Raw genomic sequence first — 17,830 nt, 5'->3', positions numbered from 1 at the left:
TGCGCCTCTCCGCAGCGCATGCCGATGGCCCTGCGCTGTCGCGACATCGATCTGTGCGGAAGCGTGCGCGCTGCCCGATGGCAGCGGCGCACGGCCGGTCATGCCGACCGGATCAGGCGCGGGGTGGCTTGAAGGGGGAGAGGCGATCGGCTGACGCCGGCAGCCCGATGCTGCTGTCGCCATAGCTATGCGGCGCATAAGCGATCGGGAACGCAGTCTCCTGCGGCGCCACCGAGGCGACGTGGGTCAGGCAGTGATCGCCATGCAGTGGGGCCGGATGCCCCGGCGCCTTGCCGCCGGTGTCGTTGATGGACTGTGCAATCAAGAAGCTCGGAGCTGCATCGTCATCGCCGTCGAAGGCCCAGCCGTGGAAGAATGACAGCACCAGCGCAAGCGAAATCAGCCCCGCAAGCAGGCTGCGCCAGCGGCGCGATCCTGTTGCATGAGCGGAAGACTGAATCATGGTGCGCGAAGCGTCCATGGGCCCTAATTAGCGCCGTGACCGCGCGCATTCAAGTTCGACGCCGCGACAGAATTGCCGCGGATACTATAACGTTACACGCCGTCAGCGGTTCGGCGCATCAGCCAGCGGCGCGCTGCGACGACGGCCCAGATCGCTTCGACCAGTCCGAACGGCCAGGCGCCCTGCAGGAAACCGTAGGCCGAGCCGAGCGCGCAGGAAACTGCGAAGGCCAGGATGAACCATCGGCTGCGATCCTCGGCTGCGTAGCAGACGAGCATCATCGTCACGGCGAACAAACCGAACAGCGTGAGCGCATCCATTCCGCAGTAGGACTCCTGTTGTAACGCTGTTGATATCTGAGCATGCTTGGGATGGAATATCCATCCAGCGTCGCCGCCCGAAAGGATCGCCTCCATGAAGCGCATGCATGTTCACGTCGCCGTCAAGGACATCCCGCAATCGGTCGGCTTCTACTCGGCGTTGTTCGGCGCCGAACCGACGGTCGTGAAATCCGACTATGCCAAATGGATGCTCGACGATCCCCGCGTCAACTTCGCGATCTCGACCCGTGGCCGCGCGCCGGGGCTCGATCACCTCGGCATTCAGGTGGAGACCGCCGAGGAGCTTGGCGAGGTCTACGGCCGGCTGCGCAAGGCGGGCGGCGAGGTGATCGAGCAGGGACAGACGGTGTGCTGCTATGCCAAGTCCGAGAAGTCATGGATCGATGATCCCGCGGGGATCGCGTGGGAGACCTTCCATACGACAGGCGAAAGCATCGTCTACGGCGACGGCAGCGGCGAGCGGACCGCGCGCGTCGCACACGAGAAGCTGGACGGGCAGCAGAGCGCCTGTTGTGCGCCGGAGCCCCAGCCCGCGCCGCCCGAGGCTTCGGCTTGCTGCAGATCGTGAGCTAAGGGCGATTGCGCAGGCTCGCGCCGAGACGCGGCCAGGGCAGTCGCCATGTCGGCGCAGCCGGCTACCGCTGTAAGCAAAGGCTTAATGCCTGCGACATATTATCCCAGCGACGACTCCCCTCCGTGCTAACAGCCCCTTAACCATGCGGCTTTTGCCAATCAAGGATCCTGAGCGGTCCTGGCGTCTCATCAAGGCACAATGGAAGAAGGACGCTGAAGGCGTCGGAGAGGATTTTGCCACCTTTGGCGGCATCGGAGCCTTTGAAGCGCTGACCGCCAGGGAAGGCGACAGTCAGGGGCTGTATCACCTGACCGACGGCGAACGGGTCCACGCGGTCTGCCAGGTCAGGCGTCTCCTGATGAGCCGATATACGTCGCCGGCTCTCAGCGCGCGGTTCATCAATGTGTCTCCGATCTACGATCTCGGCCTCGCCGATGTCAGCGATTACGCACAGATGCTCGTGGCGCTGTTCTCCGGCGTCGTCTGGCTGTCGCGTGATGCGCTGGCGGCCAGCCACATCCGTTTTCTCCTCAAGAGTCCGGGCGACTCGCAATTCTTCGCCGCGCTCAAGGCCGCGACGCCGTTCTCTCCATTCTCGAAATTCAGCATTGAGGGCGCGTTGATCGAATGCAGCCTGAAGGAGGCGAACGGGGCCGCCTGATGCGGTCGCGTCCTGAGGATGCCCGTGCTGATCGCGCTCAGCTACTCATCCACCTTAACAGTCCGATAACTGATTTTCCTAACGACCCCTTGGGTTGTGTTCCCGTAGAAGGGCACCCGCAGGGGCAGGAAAATGTCGGTTGTGTCAACGAACAGCGTGAAGCCTGAGCACCGGCGGCTGTCGATCAAAGGTGTGTTGCGCGCCACCAGGATGGGCGCCATTCAGTGGCTCGTCCTGAGCGCCGCGCTGCTGGTGCTCGCCATCACGCTTGGCACCGGTTACCTCGCGCTGCAGTTTCGCGAGCGCGCGCTGGAGATGTCCGAACGCGAGCTCAACAACACCGCGCTGCTGCTGTCGCGGCACTTCGACCAGCAGCTCAGCGACCTCCAGCATGTCCACGACGACATCGTGAACTATCTGCGGTCGGAGCAGGTCGAGACCGCCGATCAGTTCGAAAAGAACATGTCGCTCCTGAGCGCGCACGAGATGCTGCGCACGCGGCTGGCCGCGCTGCCGCATGTCGGCGGGCTCAATCTGTTCAATGCCAAGGGATGGCTGATCAACTCGTCCGAGATGTGGCCGGTGCCCGACGTCAGCATCGCCGAACGGCGCTATTTCCAGGAGTTCACCTCGGGACGTCCGACGTCGCCGGTGATCGTCGAACCCGCGATGAGCAAGGTGACCGGCAACTGGACCACGATCTTTGCGCGCAAGATCACTGGGCGCAACGGCGAGATCATCGGCTTCGCGAGCCGCGGCGTCGAGCCCAGCCATTTCGAGGATTTCGTGGCCTCGCTGGCGCTGAACGGCGACACCGTGATTTCGATGATCCATCGCGACGGCACGATCATCGCGCGTTATCCGCAGGATGCCGGCGTGGTTGGCCGCAACATCGTCGACCAGCCGCTGTTCCGGAAGGTCATCAGTCTTGGCGGCAATCTGTCGGGACGGTTCGTCGGCGCCTCGGGCGAGGAGAATGTCGGCGCGGTCAGGTCACTGTCGCATTTTCCGATCCTGATCCTTGCAACCACGAGGACCTCCAGCGCGCTGGAGGACTGGCGCGCCCAGACCAAGCTGCAGTTCTGCGCCGCTGTGCTGGCGGTGCTCATTGTCGTCATGACGATCTTCCTGATCGTCCGCCAGTTGCAGCGGCAGCACGATGCGGTACAGCGCCGGCTGTCCGAGAAGAGCCAGCATCTCGACACCGCGATCAACACCATGACGCAGGGGCTCCTGCTGTTCGATGCCTCGGCGCGGCTCGTGATCTGCAACCAGCGATACATCGACATGTTCGGCCTGTCGCCCGATGTCGCCAAGCCCGGATGCCATCTGCGCGACCTGATCCTGCATCGCCAGGCGCTCGGTTCATTCGTCGGCGATCTCGATGAATATTGTGCGCGGTTCACCAATCCCAGGGGTGATGAAATCCGGGACTCGGTGATCATGACGCCCGACGGCCGCAGCATCCGCCTGATCTACAAGCGTGCGCCTGACGGCGGCTGGGCTACCACGCTCGAGGACGTCACCGACGGGCGGCGTGCGCAGGCGCAGATCGAGTATCTCGCGCATTACGATGCCCTGACCAATCTGCCGAACCGGACGCTGTTCCAGCGTCACGCGGAAGAATTGTTGCGCGAGGCGACCGTCCGCGAGTTCGCGATCCATTACATCGATATCGACGAGTTCAAGCGAATCAACGACACGCTGGGTCATCCGATCGGCGATGAATTCCTGCGGCGCGTGGCCGAGAAGCTGCGCCAGTCGGTCGGATCGAACGACTTCATCGCGCGCCTCGGTGGCGACGAGTTCGCGATCGTCCAGCATGACATCATGTCGGACGACGACGTCAGCGATCTGGTCGCGCGCGTCTATCAGTCGCTGCGTACGCCGTTCGACTGCCACGGTCATTGGCTGTCGAGCGACGCCAGCATCGGCATTGCGATCGCCCCGCGTCACGGGTCCGACCTGTTCGGCCTGCTCAAATGCGCCGACCTCGCCATGTACGCGGCCAAGGCCGCCGGCCGCAGGACCTACCGCTTCTTCGATCCGGCGATGGAGAGGCAGGCCAATCTGCGCCGCGCGCTGGAGGCCGATCTGCGTAGTGCGTTGGCGGAGGACCGCTTCGAGCTGCACTATCAGCCGCTGGTCGACCTGCGCAGCGACGAGGTGACCGGCTGCGAGGCGCTGCTGCGCTGGCGCCATCCGGTGCGCGGCATGATCTCGCCGGCTGAGTTCATCCCGGTCGCCGAGGAGACCGGGCTGATCGAGGAGATCGGGCAGTGGGTGTTGCGCACCGCCTGCATCGAGGCGGCGGCCTGGCCGGCGCATGTGCGCCTTGCGGTCAACGTCTCGCCGATCCAGTTCAAGTCGGAGACGCTGGCGCTGAAGGTTGCGAGCGCGCTTGCCGAGAGCGGGCTCGACCCGCGCAGGCTCGAGCTCGAGATCACCGAGGCGGTGCTGATCGCCGACGACGATGCGGCGCTGGTCACGCTCGGCCAGCTGCGCGCGCTCGGTGTCCACATCGCGCTCGACGATTTCGGCACCGGCTACTCGTCGCTGCAATATCTGCAGCGCTTCCCGTTCGACAAGATCAAGATCGACCGCAGCTTCGTCAAGGAAGTGACCCGCAACAGCGGCTCGGCCTCGATCATTCGCGCGGTGGTCTCGATCGCGGCGGACCGCAACATGATCACGACAGCCGAGGGCGTCGAGACCGATCAGCAGCGCGATACCGTGCAGATGCTGGGCTGCACACAGATGCAGGGCTATCTGTTCAGCAAGCCGGTTCCGGCGCAGGACCTGCGGACCCTGCTCGCGGCCGACAGCGTCGAGGACGCCGCCTGAGCGGCTCTCGCTGAAAAGTTCCAAAAAATCGACCTGCCGACGTCTCGGGCGCGGAACCGAAACCGTGGAACCGCGTTCCATTGCGGGGCTCGACCGGCAGGCAATCGATGAAGACCGCAGTAACGTCCGCGGCCATGCTGCTGTTTACCTCGTGCATGGCGAACGCAGAGAGTGGCCTTGCGTCCTATTATCATGGCATCGGCAGGAGCGGCGAGATGACCTGCGCGCATCGCAAGCGGCCATTCGGCAGCATGGTCACCGTGTCCTATCACGGGAAATCGATCCGCTGCCGGGTCAACGACCGCGGACCGTTCATTCGCGGGCGGATCATCGATGTCTCGACTACGGCGGCCCGTGCGCTCGGCATCCTTCAGCTCGGCGTCGCGCATGTCGTGATCGAGTAGCTCGCGGCCTGTGGGGGGATCAGGGCTTTGAGGCGGTCGCCCGCTGCTCGGCGATCGCCTTGCGGAGCGTGCGCGACAGCGCCTCGACCGAATAGGGTTTCTGGATCAGCTCGAAGCCGCTGTGCGCGTTTTCGGCGAGCACGTTGCTGTAGCCGCTGGTCAGCACCACCGGCAGGCCGGGAAAGCGATCGCGGATCACGCCGGCGAGCTCGACCCCGTTCATGCCGGGCATGATCACGTCGGAGAACACGAGGTCGGCGGCGAACTCGTTCTCGGAGAGGATCGACAGCGCTGCGTTGGCATTGGCCGCGCGCTTGACCGAATAGCCGAGATCCTCGAGCAGCTCGGTGGAGAACTGGCCGACATCGTCGTTGTCCTCGACCACGAGGACGCGATAGCCGCGGCCGATCGAGGCCTGCTCGATGCCCGCGTTGGCCGCGACTTTGGCGTCCGCCGGGCGCATCGCCTGCGGCAGATAGATGGTGAAGGTCGCGCCGTGCCCCGGCGTAGAGGTCACCTCGATATCGCCGTCGGATTGCTTGACGAAGCCGAAGGCCTGGCTCAGCCCGAGGCCCGTTCCCTTGCCGACCTCCTTGGTCGTGAAGAACGGTTCGAAAATCGCGTCGAGATTTTCCGGCGAGATGCCGGTGCCGGTATCCTGGATCGAGACCGTCACGAAATCGCCGCTGCGCGAGGCCTGGGCGCGCAGGGCAGGGATGTGCTTGACCTTCCTGACGCCGATCGTCAGCTGGCCTTCGCCGCTCATGGCATCACGGCCATTGACCGCAAGGTTGATCATCGCGGTCTCGAACTGGCCGATGTCGGCGATCGCAAAGCAGTCGGGATCCTCGATCCTGACCTCGATATGGATCCGGGCGCCGACCAGCGGGCGGATCAGCTGCGCCACGCTGTCGACCTGCGTTCCGACATTGAACACTTCGGGATTGAGCGGTTGCCTGCGCGCGAACGCCAGGAGCTGTGCGGTGAGCTTGGAGGCGCGCTCGACAGTCTCGGAGATCGCGTCGATATAGCGGCGTCGCCGCTCATCCGGCAGCTCGCGGCGGCGCAGGAAGTCGGTCGCGGAGCGGATGATGGTGAGCAGATTGTTGAAGTCGTGCGCGACGCCGCCGGTGAGCTGGCCGACCGCTTCCATCTTCTGCGATTGCCGCAAGGCTTCTTCGCCGCGCCGCCGCTCGGTGATGTCGACGGCCTCCGGCACTGCGCCGACGATCATGCCGTGCTGGTCCTGCAGCGGGCGCATCGCGAAATCGAAATAGCGCTCGCCGATCGGCAGCTGCAGCCGCAGCTCGATTTTGACCTCTTCGCCGCGCATCGCGGTCGCAAAGGCATTCTGGATCAGGCGCGGCATGCCGTCGGTAGCAGTGAACCATGGCGTGTCCCAGAACGGCTTGCCGACGACGTCGGTGGCCTCGGCGCGGATGCCGGCCAGCGCGGTCTGGTTGGTGTAGAGCAGATCGCCATCCCGGTTGAGCAGCATCTGATATTGATGGCTGGTTTCCAGGATCGCGCGCGTCTGCGCTTCGCGGGATTCGAGCTGTGCGGTGCGCTCCAGGATGCGCCGTTCCAGCGACTCGTTGAGCTTGCGCAGCTCGATCTCGGCTTCCTTCGCCGCCGTGATGTCATGGGCGACGCCGATGAAGCCGATATGCTTGCCGTTCGGGTCCCAGCGCGGTTGCGATTCCGAGCGCAGCCAGCGCCAATCGCCGGCGGCATTCTTATAGCGTGCCTCGAGCACGAATGGCTTGAGCGACAATTCGCCGGTGATCTGCTCCTGCAGGATGTTCGGCAGATCATCCGGATGCAGTGCCTTGCGCCAGTCGAACACGACCGCTTCCTCGAACGGCAGGCCGAGGAAATCCAGATAGGCCTGGTTGGCGAAGGAGCGGGTGCGGTCAAGCTTGGTCACCCAGATCGGCACCGGCGCGCTGTCGGCTATCAGGCGGAAGCGCTCCTCGCTCTCGCGCAGGGTTTCCTGCGCCAGCATCTGGTCGGTGACGTCGAGATCGGCGCCGACCAGCCGCAGCGCACGGCCGTTGCGGTCGCGGTCGATCTTGGCGACGACACGGATCCAGCGGCTCTCGCCGTCGTTCGGGCGGATGATGCGGTACTCGGCGGTGTAATCCTCGCCGCCGGCCTTGAGCACGCCGAACAGGTGGCTGATGGTTCGTTCGCGATCGTCGGGGTGGATGCGCGCGACCCAGTTCTCATAGGTCTCGTTGGTCTCCTCGGGCGGCAGGCCGTGCACCAGCAGATATTCGGGAGAGCGGCGGTTGCGCACGCCGTCGCGGAAATCGATCTCGAGCCCGCCGACCCGCGCGATGCGCTGGATCCGGGCCAGCTCGGCCTCGCGCTCCTGAAGCTCGCGATGGGCCCGATCGCGTTCGCGCGCGATCTCCTCAAGGTGCTGCCGCAGCCGTTCGGCTGCCGCAGCTTCGGGAAGCACATCAGCGGGATCGGGTGGGGTCATACGCGCCGGCAACCTCTTGGCGCAGTTTCACACAGGAAGCGGCGGTTTTTCCAGCGCGATTTGCGGCGATCACTTGCCCGTCACTTGCCCCTCATTTGCCTTTGGGCGGACGGCAATTATAGGCCCTGCGGAACCCGGCGGCCTGCGCGTCTTCCTCGGAGCAGAACCAGCGATCCGGATTGCCGAGGCCCGGGTAACTGCGGCACGCCTGCAAATGATAGATGCCGACATTGCCGGTGACGCGGGCGCGCACGGCGTACTTGCCCTTGATGTTGCAGCTTGCCGGCATCGGCAGGTCGTCGGGGAAGAGCGCATTGCGGATCTGCGTGTCACGGTCGGTGGGGCAGGCGTTGCCGAGCAGGGCGCCGTCCTTCTTGCCGAGGCGAAAATCGCGCGGCGCCACGAAGCAGCCTTTCCACAGCCCCGCGCGACTGTCCTTGGCGGTGGCTTGATCCGGCTTGAATCGGCCAGTGGCCGACGTCTCGACGTTCAGGGCATAGCCCTTCTGTACCATCACCTGGCTGAGGCTGGTCGGGTCGCCCTCGAGCTTGCAGACGCCGAGGCGGCGCTTCTTGAAAGTCGGGTCGACGCCGATGTCGTCGCAATGAATCGGTTTGCCGCCGATCAGCTTTGTCAGCTGGTCGCGCGCTTCAATCCCGCAGGTCCAGACGTCGGCGTGCTCGTCGATGCAGAGCTGGTCGGCCGCCGGCGCGTCGATGCCGTCGAGCCGATAAACCGTGTTGCCGAGCTGAACCGTGCCGGCGTCCTTGACGATCGCCGTGGCAGAGGGGCCACCGGTCGCAGACGGGGCCGCCGTCGCAGACAGGACAGGGCTTGCGGACAGGCATGTCAGGAGAAGCGTCGTGATGACCGGATTGCGAAACCGCATTTTCTCACTTCAGATCTTTGGCGGGCAGCCGGACTTCTAGCACAGGCAGGTACGATCCAACCAAGGCCTGTTCGCAAGAGATGCGTGCGCGCCGTCACATCCCGATCGGCATTCCGCGACGTAGAACGGCCGGACACTGCCATCGAAGGGATGCTGATATGGCCGAGTTCATCATCAACCTCATCGCCGATGTCATCACCGACATCTGGACGCTGCAATGTCTCGCGCTGGCGGCGGAAGAGACAGGCGCTTCAGCAGATAGCGTCCAAAGATCCGATTGACTTCATGAGAACAAAATAGGAACATGATGTGCCACCTGAATCCCGGATGCCCCATGATGTCTGCACGGCCCGAATCTGATGACGATGACGGGCTGGAAGCGGCTGTCGATCAGGCTATTTCCGCCTGCGGTGGCAATTTGCGCGCGACCATCCGGGCGCTGATCGTGGCCAACGAATTCCTGGAGAATGAGGTCAGCGAGCTGATGAAGGCCGTTGCCAAGGCGCATTCGCGCGGCCGCTTCAAGACCTATTCGGGCTGAAATACCCCTCAGGCTACCGCCAAGAATCGGACAAGAACCGGCCAGGCGCCGGGTCCGGTCTGCATTTGCCTCCGGGGCATTTTGCTGTACCACGGAGTGGTCACGCCCAATCGCCCGTGCCGGATTGCGCGGGGGAGGAATCCTGCCCAAAGCCCAAGCAAGAAGAGCATGTTCAAACGAATCCTGATCGCCAACCGCGGCGAGATCGCCTGCCGGGTCATCAAGACTGCGCGCCGTATGGGGATTGAGACGGTTGCCGTCTACTCCGAGGCCGACCGCGACGCGCTGCATGTCGAGATGGCCGACGACGCCGTGTTGATCGGCCCGCCCGCCGCGGCCGAGAGCTATCTTCTGATCGACAAGATCGTCGACGCCTGCCGCAAGACCGGCGCACAGGCCGTGCATCCCGGTTACGGCTTCCTGTCCGAGCGCGAGGCGTTTCCGCGCGCACTGGAAGCCGCCGGCATCGTCTTCATCGGCCCGAACCCCGGCGCCATCGCCGCGATGGGCGACAAGATCGAATCCAAGAAGGCCGCGGCCAAGGCCAAGGTCTCGACCGTGCCGGGCCATCTCGGTGTGATCGAGGACGACAAGCACGCGGTCCAGATCGCCGATGAGATCGGCTACCCCGTGATGATCAAGGCCTCCGCCGGCGGCGGCGGCAAGGGCATGCGCATCGCGCATTCGAAGAGCGAAGTCGCCGAAGGCTTCAACCTCGCCAAGGCCGAGGCGAAGTCGTCGTTCGGCGATGACCGCGTCTTCATCGAGAAATTCATTGTCGATCCCAGGCACATCGAGATCCAGATCCTCGGCGACAAGCATGGCAACGTGATCTATCTCGGCGAGCGCGAGTGCTCGATCCAGCGCCGCAACCAGAAGGTCATCGAGGAAGCGCCGTCGCCGCTGCTCGACGAGCAAACCCGCCGCAAGATGGGCGAGCAGGCTGTCGCGCTGGCCAAGGCGGTGAACTACGATTCTGCCGGCACCGTGGAATTCGTCGCCGGCCAGGACAAGAGCTTCTACTTCCTGGAGATGAACACCCGCCTGCAGGTCGAGCATCCCGTCACCGAACTGATCACCGGCATCGACCTCGTCGAGCAGATGATCCGCGTCGCGGCCGGCGAGAAACTAGCGATCGCGCAGAAGGACGTCACGCTGACCGGCTGGGCGGTGGAGTCCCGCGTCTATGCCGAGGATCCGTTCCGCAACTTCCTGCCGTCGATCGGCCGCCTGGTGAAATACCGTCCGCCGGCCGAGGCCAGCCATGACGGCATCACGATCCGCAACGACACCGGCGTGCAGGAAGGCGGTGAGATCTCGATCCATTACGATCCGATGATCGCCAAGCTCGTCACCCATGCCCCGTCGCGCGCCGCGGCGATCGAAGCGCAGGCGACCGCGCTCGACGCCTTCTACGTCGACGGCATCAGGCACAACATTCCGTTCCTGTCGGCCTTGATGAACCATCCGCGCTGGCGCGAGGGCCGGCTCTCGACCGGCTTCATTGCGGAGGAATTCCCGAAAGGATTTTCCGCGCGTGCGCCCGAAGGTGAGATCTCGCGGCGGCTCGCGGCGGTCGGCGCTGCGATCGATCACGTGCTGGGCGAGCGCAAGCGGCAGATCTCCGGCCAGATGGGCGGCCGCGTCGTGCAGCGCGAGCGCCGCCGCGCGGTGTGGCTCGACCGCGCCGAGATCGCGCTCGATGTCGCGCGCGAGGATGATGCTATCGCGGTGCGCTTCATCGGCACCGACGGCTTGCCGGGCAATCCACACAACCTGGTGTCGAGCTGGGCACCGGGCGAGCCGGTCTGGCAGGGCACCATCGACGGCAATTTTGTCGCCGTGCAGGTGCGGGCCATCAACAACGGCTTCCGTCTCGCGCATCAGGGTTTTGAGGTGCCGGTCTATGTCTTCACCGAGACCGAGGCGACCTCGGCGCGGCTGATGCCGGTGGTCTCGGCCGCCGACACCGGCAAGAAGTTGCTGTGCCCGATGCCCGGGCTCGTGGTGTCGATCGCGGTGACCGAGGGCCAGGAGGTCAAGGCCGGCGAGACGCTCGCGGTGGTGGAAGCCATGAAGATGCAGAACGTGCTGCGTGCCGAACGCGACGGCACGGTCAAGAAGATCCACGCCGCCGCCGGCGCCACGCTCGCGGTCGACGCGCTGATCCTGGAGTTCGCATAGACCCGTCATTGCGAGAGCAGCGAAGCAATCCATCGTGCGGCAGCGAAGGTCTGGATTGCTTCGTCGCTGCGCTCCTCGCAATGACGAATTGAGGAGTCCTGCCATGGCCTTCCGCAAACGCCGCGAAGCATTGCGATCGATTCTGAGCGGATCAACCTGCATTCGCCCGGGCTCGGTCTATGACGCGACCTCGATCCGGATCGCGGAGGATCTCGGCTTCGAGCTTGGCATGTTCGGCGGCTCGGTGGCGTCACTCGCCGTGCTGGGCGATCCCGATATTGCGTTGATCACGCTGACCGAATTCGCCGAGCAGGTACGCCGGATGTCGCGGGCGTCGACCCTGCCGGTGCTGGTCGATGCCGATCACGGCTACGGCAACGCGCTCAATGTCCGTCGCACGGTTCAGGAAGTGGAAGCCGCCGGCGCCGCCGGCCTCACCATCGAGGATACGCTGCTGCCGCAGGCGTTCGGCCAGGCCAAGGCGCAGCTGATCTCGCTCGAGGAAGGCGTCGGCAAGATGAAGGCCGCGCTCGACGGCCGCAGCGATCCGTCGCTTGTCATTCTCGGCCGGACCGGCGCTGTGTCGATCACTGATCTCGACGACGCGATCGCACGCGCCAGGGCCTATGAGGCGGTCGGCGTCGACGGACTGTTCTTCACCGGCATCAAGTCGCGCGGGGAGCTCGAGGCGCTCTCGGCTGCGACGACGCTGCCGATCGTGCTTGGCGGCGCGCCGGAGGAGATGACCGCGCTGGACTATCTGGCAAGCCAGCGCGTCAGGATCGCGCTCCAGGGCCACGCGCCATTCGCGGCCGCAACCCAGGCCGTCTACGAGACGCTGAAGGCGCTGCGCGAAGGCACCTCGCCGAAGGATCTCAAAGGCGTCGCCTCGTCCGAACTGACCGGCCGCGTGATGCGCGAGGCGGAGACCAAGGCGCGCAGCGGTGAGTTCCTCGGCCTAAAGAAATGAGCGGCGCGATCCACCATGTCACGATCAGCGGCCGCGTGCAGGGCGTCGGCTATCGCGCCTGGGTCGACGAGCAGGCGAACTCGCGCGGCCTCGAAGGCTGGGTCCGCAACCGCCGCGACGGCAGCGTCGAGGCGGTGTTTGCCGGGGCCGAGGACGTCGTCGCCGACATGGTCTCTGCTTGTGGCCGCGGTCCGTTCTCTGCGCGGGTCGATGCCGTGCACGCCGGAATAGGCAGTTCCGATCTCCTGAACCTGCGCCGGGCAGGGGAGCGGTTCTCGGTCCTGCCGACGGTCTGACGCGCGGCGCTACGCGACCGCCGTGATCACCAGCGCCTGGATGCGGCCTTCGATCGCGCCGTTGCCGAAGCGGTGTGCGAGCGCCGCTGCGGCGTGCTCGGTCGCAGCATCAAGTCCGATACCGCCGCGTGCCTCGATCTCGCCGCGCAGCGGTGAGCCCTGGCAAAAACCGATCGCCGGATCGTGCGGCGCGTTCGCCCGGCTTCGCAGCCGGACGGTGTCGATCTCGACCGTGCTGAAGCCCACGGCCAAAAGATCGGCCCGGATCGGGTCTGGCGCGTAGTGGCCATGGGGCGTGCGCGCGAGGAATCGCGGCGGATCGGCCGGGAAGACCTCTGCCAATGCCTGGGTGACCACGTCGGCGAACTCGTTGTCTTCGATGCGATCCCACACGTTGAACAGGAAACGGCCGCCCGGCTTCAGCACGCGGCGAGCCTCCGAATAGCCCTTGGGCTTGTCGGGGAAGAACATCGCGCCGAACTGGCAGGCGACGACATCGAAGCTCGCAATGTCGAACGGCAGGTTGAGTGCGTCGGCCTGTTGCCACCTGGTATCGGCCCCGTCCGGCATCCGCGACTTCGCCCGTTCGAGCATGGGTTCATTCAGGTCGGTCGCCACGATCCGTGTGTCGCGGCCGAGCGCCGACCACAGCGCTCGGGTGACGGCACCGGTGCCTGCGGCGGTCTCGAGGAGGTCGCGCGGGCCAATGGCCTTGGCCCGCTGCGCCAGATCGCGGGCGTAGGGTTCAAAGATCATCGGCACGAGAAGCCGGTCGTAAAGCTCCGGAATGGACCCTACGAACTCCTTGTCGGACGCTGGCATCGCAAGCTCCTTGTTGGCCGTGAAGCTGGCTCATGTCGACAGCCCGCCGTCCGGCTGAAAAAATCGTCCACCCGGATCAGGTTGGACGAAGACTTCGGCCGCGACAAAGGAAAACTCGTGATCTGTGATGAATCACCCTCGCTGGGGGCACACAGGAGAGAAGGCGTGCTGCGTCGCGCGGCCTTTCTGAGCGCCATCGATGACCCTTGACTTCCGCTCTGAACAATCTGATATTTCTGTCATGACAGAAATAACCGCCAAGAGAAAACTTCCCGCCGTCGTCGAGCGCTTCATCCTGCATTGGGGCGACATGGGCGACGAATGGGGCGTCAACCGTTCGGTCAGCCAGATCCACGGGCTGCTCTACCTCGCCGAGGCGCCGATGACCGCGGAGGACATTGCCGACACGCTCGGCATGGCGCGCTCCAACGTCTCCAATTCGATCAAGGAATTGCTGTCCTGGGGGTTGATCCGGCGGGTGCCGATCCTCGGCGACCGCCGCGACCATTTCGAGGCCGAGACCGACATCTGGGAGGTCGCGGCGAAGATCGCGGCCGGGCGCAAGGAGCGGGAGATCGATCCCGCGCTTGCAGCGCTGCGCGCTTGCGTCTCCGACGCGGCCGACGATCCCGCCATCAGCCCGGTCGCCAGCAAGCGGCTGAAGGAGATGCTGACATTCACCGAGCTAGTCGACCGCTGGTACACGCAGATGCTGAACGTGCCGCGGCCGCGCCTGGTCGCGTTGGTCAAGCTCGGCGAGAAGATCGTGAGTTTCCTGCCGACAGGCAGAGCCAAATAGGGGCCGCAGCGTAACGGGAGTATGCGATGGCGTCAGCAAGGATGACCACCTTAAAGACAGCGCCGGCTTCCGATACGAAACTGTTCGACGACCATCGTTTCCGCGCCTTGCTGCCGGATGAAGATTGGGGCCGCCTGCCGGTTGCGATCTGGCGCCGTTTCTCGAAGCGGTTCGAGGACGGCAACACCGTCGTCTATGTCGGCGAGGTCGAGGAAGCCTCGAGCAGCCGCGCCGGATGGTGGCTGGCACAGGCCGCGCGGCTGATCGGCGGGCCGCTGCCGACCGGCACCGAGACCGGCGTGCCGATGATCGTCACGGTCACCGAGGACGCCGCGAGCGGCGGCCAGATCTGGACCCGCATCTGCGCGCGCCGCGACGGCTTTCCGCAGGTGATTCATTCCGCCAAGCGCTTTGCCGGACCGACCGGGCTTGAGGAGTATGTCGGCTTCGGCCTCAGCATGGCGCTGCGGATCGCGGTCGAGCACGAGGCGCTGGTGTTTCACAGCGTCGGCTATTCGCTGCGGCTCGGGCCGCTTCGGATGCAACTGCCTGAATGGCTCACGCCCGGCGATCTCACCGTGACGCATTCCGATCTCGGCTGCGGCGACTTCCGCTTCACGCTGGAGATCATCCACCCGCGTTTCGGCCGGCTGATCCGTCAGTCCGCCGTGTTCAGGGAGGCCTCGTCATGACGCCGCTGCTTTGGACCCTCGTCGCGATCCAGATCGCGATGGGCGCCTTCGACACCTTCTATCACCATGAATTCACCGAGCGGCTCGCCTGGCGTCCCTCGCAGCGCCATGAGCTTCAGTTGCACAGCGTGCGGAACATGCTTTATGCGCTGCTGTTCCTCGTGCTCGGCTGGCTCCAGGTGCATGGCATTCTTGCGATCGCCGTCATGGCCGTGCTGGTCGTCGAAATCGTCATCACGCTGATGGATTTCGTCGAGGAGGATCTGAGCCGGAAACTGCCGCCGAGCGAGCGGATCAATCATACGCTGCTGGCGATCAACTATGGCGCCATCCTGGTGCTGCTGGTGCCGGTCCTGATCGGCTGGGCGATGCTGCCGACTGCTGTCGTGCCGGCCTATGCGGGCCTGCTAAGCGTGTTCGCAACCGCCGCGGCCTTCGGTGCCGCGCTGTTCGGTGCGCGTGACTTCGCCGCCGCCAGGCGGCTGGGACGGATGTCCAGCGTGCCGGCCGCCACCTTGGTCGAGAAACTGCCAGCGCGGCAGACCGTGCTCATCACCGGCGCGACCGGTTTCATCGGCAGCCGCCTGGCCGCAAGCCTCACTGCATCAGGCCGTCAGGTGATTGCGCTGATCCGCAATCCGGCGAAGGCCGAGATGCTGTCGCCGCCAGTGACGCTGATCACGAGCCTCGACCAGCTGCCCGCCGATTCAGAGATCGATGCCATCGTCAATCTCGCGGGCGAGCCGATCGGCAACGGTCTCTGGACTGAAGCCAAGCGCCGCAAGATCATCGCCTCGCGTATCGACATGACGGCCGAAGTCGTCAGGCTGATCGCGCGGCTCGAACGCAAGCCGTCGGTGCTGGTGAGCGGTTCCGCGATCGGCTGGTACGGGCTCTGGCAGGACCAGGTGCTGACGGAGTCGGCGAAATCCCATGCCTGCTTCAGTCATGAGCTGTGCGAGGCCTGGGAAAATGCGGCGAAGCTGGCCGCCGATCACGGCGTGCGCGTGGCGCATTTGCGGATCGGCCTCGTGGTCGGCACCGACGGCGGTTTCATCACGCGGATGCTGACGCCGTTCGAATTCGGTCTCGGCGGCCCGCTCGGCTCGGGCAAGCAGTGGATGTCGTGGATCGAGCGTGACGATCTGGTGCGCCTGATCGCGCATGTGATCGCGAAGCCGGAGCTCTCAGGCCCGATCAATGCGACCGCGCCGATCCCGGTGACCAACACGAAATTCACCGAGGAACTGGGGCGGCGCCTGCATCGGCCAGCGGTCTTCCGCGTCCCTGCCGCGCTGCTCCGCGTAGTCGGCGGCGACTTCGCCAATGAGCTGCTGCTCGGCGGCCAGCGTGTGCTGCCGAACAAGGCGCTGAGCAACGGCTTTGTGTTCCGGCACGAAACCTTGCGCAGCGCGTTCGAGGCGATCTTGTGAGGAGGGCGAGATGTCTGATGACGGTTGCCGTGCATTTGGAGGTTGGCTCGCCGGATGCGGAGCCGCGACTGCGGTTCTCTCTGGCGTTGCCCAGACGCTCCTGATGGTCGCATCCGGCGGCGACATCATGAGGCTGCTGGGAGGCGTCATCGCGCTTCTGCTTCCCTCGTTCCTGGTCTTTGTCGTCACGTGCCTGCTGACCGCGATTCCCGCAGCGATCGCGATCTGGCTAAGCGAGGAGTTCCGGATCCGATCCGCCGGGTTCTTCGCCGGCGCAGGCGCTGCGATCGGTGCGCTGAGCATCACGGTGCTGCTGTGGTCTCCGGCCGTTTGGACATCCGGACTTGTCTGTCTGTTCGCCGCCGCCGGATTTGTCGCAGGCCTGACCTACTGGTTTGTCGTGAGAGAACTGGAAGCCGCCGAGCATTCCTCGTGATGCTGCAGAGCGGTGCCCACACTACGCTGCAGACGCCACGCTGCGGAACGTCGCCGCCAACGTCCGCAACGCCGCGAGCTTCGCGGTATCGCTGACCTTCGAATGCAGCATCACCTTCGACGCGCCGAGCCGCGGCAGCTTGTGCGTGGGTCCGATGTCGATCAGGCCGGGCGGCACGATGCGGCGGACGAGCGGCGCGACGGCAAGGCCGGCGAGCGCGGCAGCGACCACCGCGGTGACGCCACCGCCGACGAAGCCTTCGGTCCACGCGATGCCGGCCTTGTCGAGCGCCCGCACGGCCAGCGCCCGCACCCCGCACGGCGGCGCCAGCGTAGCGAGCGGCAGCGCATCGCCGCGCGGCCAGACGAAACGCTTGGCGGCGAACCAGCCGAATTCGTCTTCAGTCAGTTTCTCGCCGCCACGCCGGCTGCCTTCCTGGCGCACGATGACCGCATCAAGCTCGCCGGCATCATAGGCATCGAGCATCTCGCGTGAGAAGCCGATGGTCACGGCGAGTGCAAGCTGGGAGGCCATTGCGTGCAGCCGCTCCAGCAGCGGCACCAGCTCGGGGCCCGCGGCGTGATCGCTGATCCCGAGCGTGAGCTGTTGTCGCGCCGGCTTCTCGCCGGACAGTGCGCGGTCATGCACCTCGATCAGCGCGCGGGCGTGGTGCAGGAAGGCCGCGCCATCTGCGGTTAGCCGCACCGCCCGCGGCGAGCGCTCGACCAGCCGCTTGCCGAGTACGGTTTCGAGCCGCTGCAATTTCATGCTGATCGCCGCCTGCGTGGTGCCGAGCGCCTCGGCGGCACGGGTGAAGCCTTGCAGCTCGGCGACCAGGAGGAAGGCCTGCACGGTGTCGATATCGAGCGTCGCCGTCATGATCAACAAACGTTATCATTGCTATCCATATGGATAAGATACCAAGATGATGCGCAAAGGTCTAGCTAGAGGAGGCGCGATTGACCCGCGCCAACCGAATTCAAGGAGACCGAT

The 17,830-nt window shown here is 65.1% G+C and carries 19 protein-coding genes; 13 read left to right on the top strand and 6 right to left on the bottom strand.

Features of this window, described 5'->3' with window-relative positions:
- Nucleotides 1-112 precede the first annotated feature (112 nt).
- Nucleotides 113-463, bottom strand: a complete 351-nt coding sequence (locus Q0030_RS34115) for a hypothetical protein (protein ID WP_298377463.1) — start codon at nt 461-463, stop codon at nt 113-115.
- 92 nt (nt 464-555) lie between these two features.
- Nucleotides 556-783, bottom strand: a complete 228-nt coding sequence (locus tag Q0030_RS34110; protein ID WP_298377460.1) for a hypothetical protein — start codon at nt 781-783, stop codon at nt 556-558.
- A 94-nt stretch (nt 784-877) separates the two neighbouring features.
- Here Q0030_RS34110 and Q0030_RS34105 point away from each other — a divergent pair, with 94 nt between their 5' ends.
- The 4 genes from Q0030_RS34105 (at nt 878) to Q0030_RS34090 (ending at nt 5,287) form a co-directional block, all read left to right on the top strand.
- Nucleotides 878-1,372 (top strand): ArsI/CadI family heavy metal resistance metalloenzyme, encoded by a 495-nt coding sequence (locus Q0030_RS34105; protein ID WP_298377457.1) that lies wholly within the window; start codon nt 878-880, stop codon nt 1,370-1,372.
- Nucleotides 1,373-1,520: 148 nt separating this feature from the next.
- Nucleotides 1,521-2,039: a hypothetical protein gene (locus Q0030_RS34100; RefSeq protein ID WP_298377455.1), complete on the top strand. Its 519-nt coding sequence runs from the start codon at nt 1,521-1,523 to the stop codon at nt 2,037-2,039.
- A 132-nt stretch (nt 2,040-2,171) separates the two neighbouring features.
- The gene (locus Q0030_RS34095; RefSeq protein WP_298377451.1) at nt 2,172-4,883 is read left to right on the top strand and encodes an EAL domain-containing protein; all 2,712 of its coding nucleotides are present in this window, start codon (nt 2,172-2,174) and stop codon (nt 4,881-4,883) included.
- 107 nt (nt 4,884-4,990) lie between these two features.
- The gene (locus Q0030_RS34090) at nt 4,991-5,287 is read left to right on the top strand and encodes a septal ring lytic transglycosylase RlpA family protein (RefSeq protein WP_298377448.1); all 297 of its coding nucleotides are present in this window, start codon (nt 4,991-4,993) and stop codon (nt 5,285-5,287) included.
- A 19-nt stretch (nt 5,288-5,306) separates the two neighbouring features.
- On the opposite strand, the gene Q0030_RS34085 is transcribed toward Q0030_RS34090, so the two are convergent.
- Both Q0030_RS34085 and Q0030_RS34080 read right to left on the bottom strand, forming a co-directional pair.
- Complete coding sequence (locus Q0030_RS34085; RefSeq protein ID WP_298377445.1) at nt 5,307-7,775, bottom strand: PAS domain-containing protein; 2,469 nt, start codon at nt 7,773-7,775, stop codon at nt 5,307-5,309.
- A gap of 91 nt (nt 7,776-7,866) precedes the next feature.
- Complete coding sequence (locus Q0030_RS34080; protein ID WP_298377442.1) at nt 7,867-8,664, bottom strand: thermonuclease family protein; 798 nt, start codon at nt 8,662-8,664, stop codon at nt 7,867-7,869.
- A 158-nt stretch (nt 8,665-8,822) separates the two neighbouring features.
- Between Q0030_RS34080 and Q0030_RS34075 the strand changes: the two genes are divergently transcribed.
- The 5 genes from Q0030_RS34075 (at nt 8,823) to Q0030_RS34055 (ending at nt 12,655) form a co-directional block, all read left to right on the top strand.
- A complete protein-coding gene (locus tag Q0030_RS34075) occupies nt 8,823-8,945 on the top strand; it encodes a hypothetical protein (protein ID WP_298377439.1) in 123 nt (40 codons plus the stop codon).
- 53 nt (nt 8,946-8,998) lie between these two features.
- Nucleotides 8,999-9,205, top strand: coding sequence for a hypothetical protein (locus Q0030_RS34070; protein WP_016840474.1), 207 nt, complete (start codon nt 8,999-9,001; stop codon nt 9,203-9,205).
- A 168-nt stretch (nt 9,206-9,373) separates the two neighbouring features.
- On the top strand, nt 9,374-11,389 hold the full coding sequence (locus Q0030_RS34065) for an acetyl/propionyl/methylcrotonyl-CoA carboxylase subunit alpha (protein ID WP_298377429.1): 2,016 nt from the start codon (nt 9,374-9,376) through the stop codon (nt 11,387-11,389).
- Nucleotides 11,390-11,492: 103 nt separating this feature from the next.
- Complete coding sequence (locus tag Q0030_RS34060) at nt 11,493-12,359, top strand: isocitrate lyase/PEP mutase family protein (RefSeq protein ID WP_298377426.1); 867 nt, start codon at nt 11,493-11,495, stop codon at nt 12,357-12,359.
- Nucleotides 12,356-12,655: an acylphosphatase gene (locus Q0030_RS34055; protein WP_298377423.1), complete on the top strand. Its 300-nt coding sequence runs from the start codon at nt 12,356-12,358 to the stop codon at nt 12,653-12,655. The genes Q0030_RS34060 and Q0030_RS34055 overlap by 4 nt, the downstream gene beginning before the upstream one ends.
- A gap of 9 nt (nt 12,656-12,664) precedes the next feature.
- Here Q0030_RS34055 and Q0030_RS34050 read toward each other — a convergent pair whose 3' ends face one another.
- Nucleotides 12,665-13,477 (bottom strand): methyltransferase domain-containing protein, encoded by an 813-nt coding sequence (locus tag Q0030_RS34050; protein ID WP_298377420.1) that lies wholly within the window; start codon nt 13,475-13,477, stop codon nt 12,665-12,667.
- 241 nt (nt 13,478-13,718) lie between these two features.
- On the opposite strand from Q0030_RS34050, the gene Q0030_RS34045 reads away from it, so the two are divergent.
- From Q0030_RS34045 to Q0030_RS34030, 4 genes are read left to right on the top strand one after another with little or no spacing between them, the layout of a single operon-like run.
- The gene (locus Q0030_RS34045; protein WP_298377418.1) at nt 13,719-14,276 is read left to right on the top strand and encodes a MarR family transcriptional regulator; all 558 of its coding nucleotides are present in this window, start codon (nt 13,719-13,721) and stop codon (nt 14,274-14,276) included.
- 26 nt (nt 14,277-14,302) lie between these two features.
- On the top strand, nt 14,303-14,968 hold the full coding sequence (locus Q0030_RS34040) for a DUF4166 domain-containing protein (protein WP_298377416.1): 666 nt from the start codon (nt 14,303-14,305) through the stop codon (nt 14,966-14,968).
- Entirely contained in the window at nt 14,965-16,401 is a 1,437-nt protein-coding gene (locus Q0030_RS34035; RefSeq protein ID WP_298377414.1) for a TIGR01777 family oxidoreductase, read from the top strand. The genes Q0030_RS34040 and Q0030_RS34035 overlap by 4 nt, the downstream gene beginning before the upstream one ends.
- Before the next feature lie 10 nt (nt 16,402-16,411).
- Nucleotides 16,412-16,837 (top strand): hypothetical protein, encoded by a 426-nt coding sequence (locus tag Q0030_RS34030; protein WP_298377413.1) that lies wholly within the window; start codon nt 16,412-16,414, stop codon nt 16,835-16,837.
- A gap of 21 nt (nt 16,838-16,858) precedes the next feature.
- On the opposite strand, the gene Q0030_RS34025 is transcribed toward Q0030_RS34030, so the two are convergent.
- Nucleotides 16,859-17,716, bottom strand: a complete 858-nt coding sequence (locus tag Q0030_RS34025) for a LysR family transcriptional regulator (protein WP_298377599.1) — start codon at nt 17,714-17,716, stop codon at nt 16,859-16,861.
- Between the last annotated feature and the right edge of the window lie 114 nt (nt 17,717-17,830).

Source organism: uncultured Bradyrhizobium sp. (assembly GCF_947648125.1).
Classification (GTDB): domain Bacteria; phylum Pseudomonadota; class Alphaproteobacteria; order Rhizobiales; family Xanthobacteraceae; genus Bradyrhizobium.
Note: the sequence above shows the minus strand (reverse complement) of the source record. Positions and strands in the feature narration are given on the sequence as shown.